Here is a 5,991-nt window from a genome sequence, read left to right as displayed (position 1 = left end):
TCCGCCGCAGCGCGCTCGCCGCGGACAGGGTCATCGCGTCCGCCTCGACCGCCAACGGCGCGTCGGCGGGTCCGCGTCGACGTCCGAGAACCCCCGCGACGTACTCGCGCGAGATCACGTGCCCGACATCCGGGGCCTGCTCGACGACCTGGAGTTCGTACCGCGAATCCGTGCACAGGACGGCCTCGCCGTCGTCCTCCACCAGAACGGCCCCCCCGGACCCGCGGAACCCGGTCAGGTAGGCGATGTTCCGGGGGTCGGTCACGAGGAGTGCGGCAGCGCCCGCCTCCGCGGTCGCGGAGGCGACTGCGCGCCGACGGTCCGCCAGCCGGTCACTCACAGCAGCACCCCGCCGCCGCTGGGCTTGTTACCCTCCGAGATCGCGGCGTAGGCCGCGGTCATGAGGGACGGGTCGGGAGCCTCCATCCGTGCCGGACGGGCCAGTCCGTCGAGGACCACCAACCGGAGGAATCCGGAGTGGTTCTTCTTGTCCCCGGACATCAGCTCGAGCAGCCGGGGGAAGGCGTCATCGTGGTATCCGGTGGGCAACCCCAGGGAGGACAGGATCGACGCGTGTCGGTCCGCCGTCGCGTCGTCCAGACGCCCCGCCAGCCGGGCAAGCTCCGCCACGAAGCACATCCCCACGCTCACGGCCGCCCCGTGCCGCCAGCGGTACTGCTCACGGCGCTCGACCGCGTGCCCGAGTGTGTGACCGTAGTTGAGGATCTCCCGGGGACCGGACTCCTTCAGGTCCCGGCCCACCACGTCGGCCTTGACCTGGACACTGCGTCGGATGAGGTCGACGATCGTCTCCCCGGTCGGGTCGAGCGCGGCCTGCGGGTCCGCCTCGATGAGGTCGAGGATCCCCGGGTCCGCGATGAAACCGCACTTGACCACCTCCGCCATGCCCGAGATCAGCTCGTTGCGCGGAACCGATTCGAGGGTGGCGGTGTCGACGAAGACGGCGGCCGGTTCGTGGAAGCTCCCCACCAGGTTCTTGCCTGCATCGGTGTTGATCCCGGTCTTGCCCCCCACGGCGGCGTCCACCATGGCGAGCAGCGTGGTGGGGATGTGCACCACGCGCACCCCGCGCATCCAGGTGGCGGCGACGAATCCGGCGAGGTCCGTCGCCGCCCCGCCGCCCAGGCTCACCACGGTGTCCTTGCGGCCCAGCCCGATCTTGCCGAGCACGTCCCAGCAGTACCCCGCCACGGCGAGGTCCTTGCCGGCCTCCGCGTCGGGGATCTCGACGCGGTGCGCGTTGACGCCGGCGGCGGCGAGTTGCTCCCGCAGCAACTCGGCGGTCTGCGTCAACGGCGGCTGATGGAATATCGCCAGGTTCCGCGACTCCGAGCACGCCTCGAGGATCTCCGGCAACAGTCCGCGGCCGATCACCACCGGATAGGGGGCGGCGGACCGCACATCCACCACCACGGGCTCGGTGGTGTCTCGGTCTCGGTTCATGAAGGACTCCCGCTCATCGTTCGACTGATCTCACTTCTCGCCGGACTCACGATCGGTCCGCCGCGCTGCGCGCGTGCGGGTCACCGGACTCGAGTCTGTCGACGATCTCCGTCACCACCTTGCCCGAACTCCTGCGCTCGGTGCTCACGGTCGACCACGCGACCTCCCGGTAGAGCGGCGCCCGCTCGGTCAACAACGCCTGGTACCGCGCCGTCACGTCACCGCCGGCGAGGAGTGGGCGACCGGCGCCCCGGGACCTGCGCACCCCCTCGGCCACCCCGATCGTCAGATGGATCACGCGGTGACCGCGGAGCCGGCCGCGGGTGGTCGCCGACAGCACGGCACCGCCCCCCAGCGAGAGGACCCCGCTGAAGGTCTCCAGCGCCTCCCCCACGACCCTCTCCTCGATCGCGCGGAACGCGGGTTCACCCTCCTCCGCGAAGATCTCGGGAATCGACCGCCCCTCGGCCTCCTCGATCATCTGATCGGCATCACGGAACGGAACGTCGAGCCTGCGGGCCAGCTTGCGCCCGATGGTCGTCTTGCCGGCACCCGGCGGACCCACCAGGACGGCGACCGGCCGTGCCGGGTGGTTCATGCCGGATCCGAGTCCCAGTCCAGTCTCGCCGCCACGGCGTCGAGGTACCCTTGCGCGTTGCGCCGGGTCTCCGACACCGAGTCCCCGCCGAACTTCTGCAGGACAGAGCGTGCGAGGACCAGCGCGACCATGGATTCCGCGACCACCCCGGCGGCGGGGACCGCGCAGACATCGGAGCGCTGGTGGATGGCGGTGGCGCCGGATCCGTCCGCCATGTCGATGGTGCTCAGCGCGCGCGGCACCGTGGAGATGGGTTTCATGGCGGCGCGGACCCGCAGGACCTGCCCGTTGGTCATCCCGCCCTCGAGTCCACCCGCGCGGTTGGTACGGCGTTCCACGCCGTCGTCGCCCCGCACCATCTCGTCGTGCGCGACGCTGCCCCGGCGACGCGCGGTCTCGAAACCGTCGCCGACCTCGACCCCCTTGATCGCCTGGATCCCCATGAGGGCTCCCGCAAGCTGGGCGTCGAGGCGCTCCTCGCCGGACACGTGCGAACCGAGTCCGATGGGCAGCCCGTGGACGACCACCTCGACCACGCCCCCGAGCGTGTCCCCGGCCTTCTTGGCGGCCTCGATCTCGGCGATCATGGATTCCCCGCTCGCGGTGTCGAAGGCACGCACGGGACTCTCGTCGATGACCGGCAGGTCGGCGAACGTGGGTTCGGGCCCGGTGTAGGGATCGGAGGCGCCGATGGAGATCACGTGCGAGAGGACCTCCACGCCCAGGACCTCACGCAGCACCGCCCGCGCGACCGTCCCCGCCGCGACCCTGGCCGCGGTCTCGCGTGCGCTGGCGCGTTCCAGAACCATGCGGGCGTCGTCGAAGTCGTACTTCACCATCCCGGCGAAGTCGGCGTGGCCCGGGCGAGGTCTGGTGAGGGTGGCCGCGCGGGCCTTGTCCTCGATCGCATCGGGGTCGATGGGATCCGCCGACATGATCGTGTCCCACTTGGGCCACTCGGTGTTCCCGACCTCGATCGCCACGGGCGAGCCCATGGTGCGACCGTGGCGGACGCCGGCCAGCACCCTGACCGCGTCGGCCTCGAACTTCATCCGGGCGCCGCGGCCGTAGCCCAGGCGGCGACGGGCGAGCTGCGCCGCGATCTGGTCGGTCGTCACCTCGACACCCGCGATGACGCCCTCGACGATCGTCACCAGGGCCTGGCCATGCGATTCTCCGGCGGTGGTCCACTTCAGCACGTCGCCGATCATCCCACGTCCGGGTCCCACCCGGCACATCAGGCCCGCCGGGCCGCCGGCGTCCGGGTGCGCGAGGCGACCGAGGCCCGGTGCGGGGTGGTACCGGTGAGTCGCCGGAACGCGTGGATGAAGCTCGACGCCTCGGCATATCCCAACCGGATGGCGACGTCCTCGACGGACAGCAGACCGGTAGCCAACATGCGGTCTGCCAACTCGACCCGGACGTCGTCCAGCAGGCGTTGGTAGGAGGTGCCCTCCTCCGCCAGACGCCTCCGCAACGTCCGTGGACTCACCCCCAGTTCGGCGGCCACCGACGACATGGGTGCCCCCTGGGAGAGACGTCCGGTGATGGCGACGCGGACCCGGCTGCTCACCGGCCCGCGGTTTCGTCGGGTGGCGGCGAGGTCTCTGCAGAGCGCCTCCGCCACCGCCACCGTGGCGGCACTGCCCTGGGGGAGCGGACTGTCGAGGTGGGCGGCGTCGAATACGGCCGTGACCCCGACCCCGCCCTCGGACGACGACGCCACCGGCCCCAGTCGTTCACCGTAGGCCTCGAGGGTGGGCGCGGATCGGCCACCGCGGAACACGACCTCGGTGAAAGGCAGGCCGCCGGGGACGAGGTCGCCGAGAACGGAGTGGATCGCGAAGAGATCCCTGTCCACCAGGAACTCGCGGACGTCCCCCGGAAGGGTCGTGCCCCCCAGGCGGGCCTCGATCCGGTCCCCGGTCGTCTCCACCGCGATCGTGCTGAAGATGTAGCTCAGGTCGATGAAGCGCAGTGTCGTGGCGATCACCTCGCGGAGTGTGGGGCTGGACAGCAGGGCGTATCCGAGGATCCCGAAGGTCGTCAACCGGTAGGCGGACCCGACCTCGGCGGCGAGCGCGGGACGGTGTCCCGCGGCCGTCCGGAGGTTGCGGATCGCGGCCAGCTCGCTCTGCGGCGCCACCAGCAGGTCGGGGTTCGCCAGGTCAGTGGGGCTCAGCCCGACCCCGCGCAGGATCGCCCCCGCCTCGATGCCGAGAGCGCCGCCCGCCTCGACGAGTACACCGATACCGGTGGCCGATCGGGGGAAGTCCCAGTGCGGCACGGCGGGATCCTCCCAGGAGTTCATGGCCGGAATTATGGATTATCAGGCCGGGAAAGTCTGTGGCCACGCCGGGCCGGCGTCATACGGTCTCATCATGACTCCTTCCCCCTCCCCCACGCAGACCACGCGACGGCGACCCCGGGTCCTCATCATCGGCGCGGGATTCGGCGGCCTGGGTGTCGCCTACGAACTCACCCGTGGCGACCTCGCCGACGTGACGATCCTCGAGAAGGCCGACGACGTGGGCGGGGTGTGGAGGGACAACACCTACCCGGGAGCGGCGTGTGACGTGCCGTCGAACCTCTACTCGTACTCGTTCCACCGCAAGACCGACTGGGGCCGTCGCTACGCGGAGCAACCCGACATCCTCTCCTACATCCGTGAGACCGCAGACCGGTTCGGTCTCCGTGACAAGGTGCGCACGGGGACCGAGGTGACCTCGGCGACCTTCGACGAGGACACCGCCACGTGGACGGTCCTCACCGACTCCGGCGACACCTTCGAGGCCGACGTCCTGGTTCCGGCCGTCGGCCAGCTGTCCCGGCCGGCCTACCCGGACATCCCGGGGCTCCAGACGTTCGCGGGGCCGTCATTCCACTCCGCTCGGTGGCGTCACGACGTCGACCTCACCGGCAAGCGGATCGCCGTTCTCGGGACCGGGGCCTCGGCGATCCAGTTCGTCCCCCGCATCCGCGAGGCCGCCTCCCATGTGACGGTCTTCCAGCGCTCGGCGCCGTGGGTGGTGCCCAAGCCGGACCGGGCCTACACCGACACCCACCGTGCCGCCTTTGCCCGGGTTCCCGGCCTGATCCCCGCGATGCGCGGTGCCATCTGGGAGACCACCGAGGCGATCGGCCTGGCCCTGACCTCCGCGCGGCCGCTGGCCCGGATCCTGAGCGGGCTGGCCAGAGCCAATCTCAGGCTGACCGTCAGGGATCCCGCGTTGCGAGCCGCGCTCACCCCGACCGAGCCGATCGGGTGTAAGCGGATGCTGTTCAGCAACGGGTGGTACCCCGCGCTCGCCCAGCCGGACGTCGACGTGGTGACCGACGGCATCGCCGAGGTCGTGCCCGACGGCATCGTCACCGTGGACGGACAGCTGCACCCCGCCGACGTCATCATCTACGGCACCGGTTTCAAGGCCACCGAGTTCCTGGCACCCATGACCGTGCGAGGGCGAGGGGGACGGGACCTGCACGAGCAGTGGCGTGAGGGCGCCCGCGCCTACCTCGGGATGGCCGTGCAGGGTTTTCCCAACATGTTTCTCGTCTACGGCCCCAACACCAATCTCGGGAGCAGTTCGATCATCCTCATGATGGAGCAGCAGGCCCGCTACATCCGCCAGATCGTCGAGGGACTGGCCGAGGCGGATCGGCCGGCGGCCCTCGAGGTCCGCCGGGAGGTCGACGACGCCTACGACGCCGAGATCATGCGGCGTCTCGACGACTCCGTCTGGAGCGGATGCGACTCCTGGTACCGGGTCGGCTCGGGACGAGTCACCACCAACTGGCCCGGACTGGTCCACGAGTACCAGCGGCGGACCCGGACCGCGGACACGTCCGACTACGAGACCGTGACGGCACGTCGCCCGGACGTGGCGACGACGGCCGGTTAGGGCACCGCGCGACGGGGGCGCCGCCGC

The 5,991-nt window shown here is 70.8% G+C and carries 6 protein-coding genes; 1 reads left to right on the top strand and 5 read right to left on the bottom strand.

All coding sequences use genetic code 11. The features are described 5' to 3' along the window. The 5 genes from G6019_RS13760 to G6019_RS13740 all read right to left on the bottom strand — a co-directional run. Nucleotides 1–340, bottom strand: a 340-nt coding sequence (locus G6019_RS13760; protein ID WP_182627811.1) for an aminopeptidase P family N-terminal domain-containing protein, incomplete at its 3' end; no start/stop codon positions are given. Continuing rightward, nucleotides 337–1,464: a 3-dehydroquinate synthase gene (aroB, locus tag G6019_RS13755; protein ID WP_182612035.1), complete on the bottom strand. Its 1,128-nt coding sequence runs from the start codon at nucleotides 1,462–1,464 to the stop codon at nucleotides 337–339. The genes aroB and G6019_RS13760, both read right to left, overlap by 4 nt. A gap of 46 nt (nucleotides 1,465–1,510) precedes the next feature. Beyond that, the gene (locus G6019_RS13750; RefSeq protein ID WP_107756535.1) at nucleotides 1,511–2,062 is read right to left on the bottom strand and encodes a shikimate kinase; all 552 of its coding nucleotides are present in this window, start codon (nucleotides 2,060–2,062) and stop codon (nucleotides 1,511–1,513) included. Continuing rightward, nucleotides 2,059–3,261, bottom strand: a complete 1,203-nt coding sequence (aroC, locus tag G6019_RS13745; RefSeq protein WP_309230244.1) for a chorismate synthase — start codon at nucleotides 3,259–3,261, stop codon at nucleotides 2,059–2,061. The genes G6019_RS13750 and aroC overlap by 4 nt, the downstream gene beginning before the upstream one ends. A 38-nt stretch (nucleotides 3,262–3,299) precedes the next feature. Continuing rightward, the gene (locus G6019_RS13740) at nucleotides 3,300–4,373 is read right to left on the bottom strand and encodes an AraC family transcriptional regulator (protein WP_182612034.1); all 1,074 of its coding nucleotides are present in this window, start codon (nucleotides 4,371–4,373) and stop codon (nucleotides 3,300–3,302) included. Between the two features lie 70 nt (nucleotides 4,374–4,443). Between G6019_RS13740 and G6019_RS13735 the strand changes: the two genes are divergently transcribed. Continuing rightward, nucleotides 4,444–5,964, top strand: coding sequence for a flavin-containing monooxygenase (locus G6019_RS13735; protein WP_182612033.1), 1,521 nt, complete (start codon nucleotides 4,444–4,446; stop codon nucleotides 5,962–5,964). Nucleotides 5,965–5,991 lie beyond the last annotated feature (27 nt).

It is taken from the genome of Dietzia sp. DQ12-76 (assembly GCF_014145045.1).
Taxonomy (GTDB): Bacteria; Actinomycetota; Actinomycetes; order Mycobacteriales; family Mycobacteriaceae; genus Dietzia.
The sequence above is the reverse complement of the archived record's forward strand: the minus strand, read 5'-3'. Positions and strand labels throughout refer to the sequence as shown.

What these genes read in the sequence shown, in the direction of transcription:
- aroB (WP_182612035.1), bottom strand. Translation starts at nt 1,464, where the DNA reads ATGAACCGAGACCGAGACACCACCGAGCCCGTGGTGGTGGATGTGCGG.
- G6019_RS13740 (WP_182612034.1), bottom strand. Translation starts at nt 4,373, where the DNA reads ATGAACTCCTGGGAGGATCCCGCCGTGCCGCACTGGGACTTCCCCCGA.
- G6019_RS13750 (WP_107756535.1), bottom strand. Translation starts at nt 2,062, where the DNA reads ATGAACCACCCGGCACGGCCGGTCGCCGTCCTGGTGGGTCCGCCGGGT.
- G6019_RS13735 (WP_182612033.1), top strand. Translation starts at nt 4,444, where the DNA reads ATGACTCCTTCCCCCTCCCCCACGCAGACCACGCGACGGCGACCCCGG.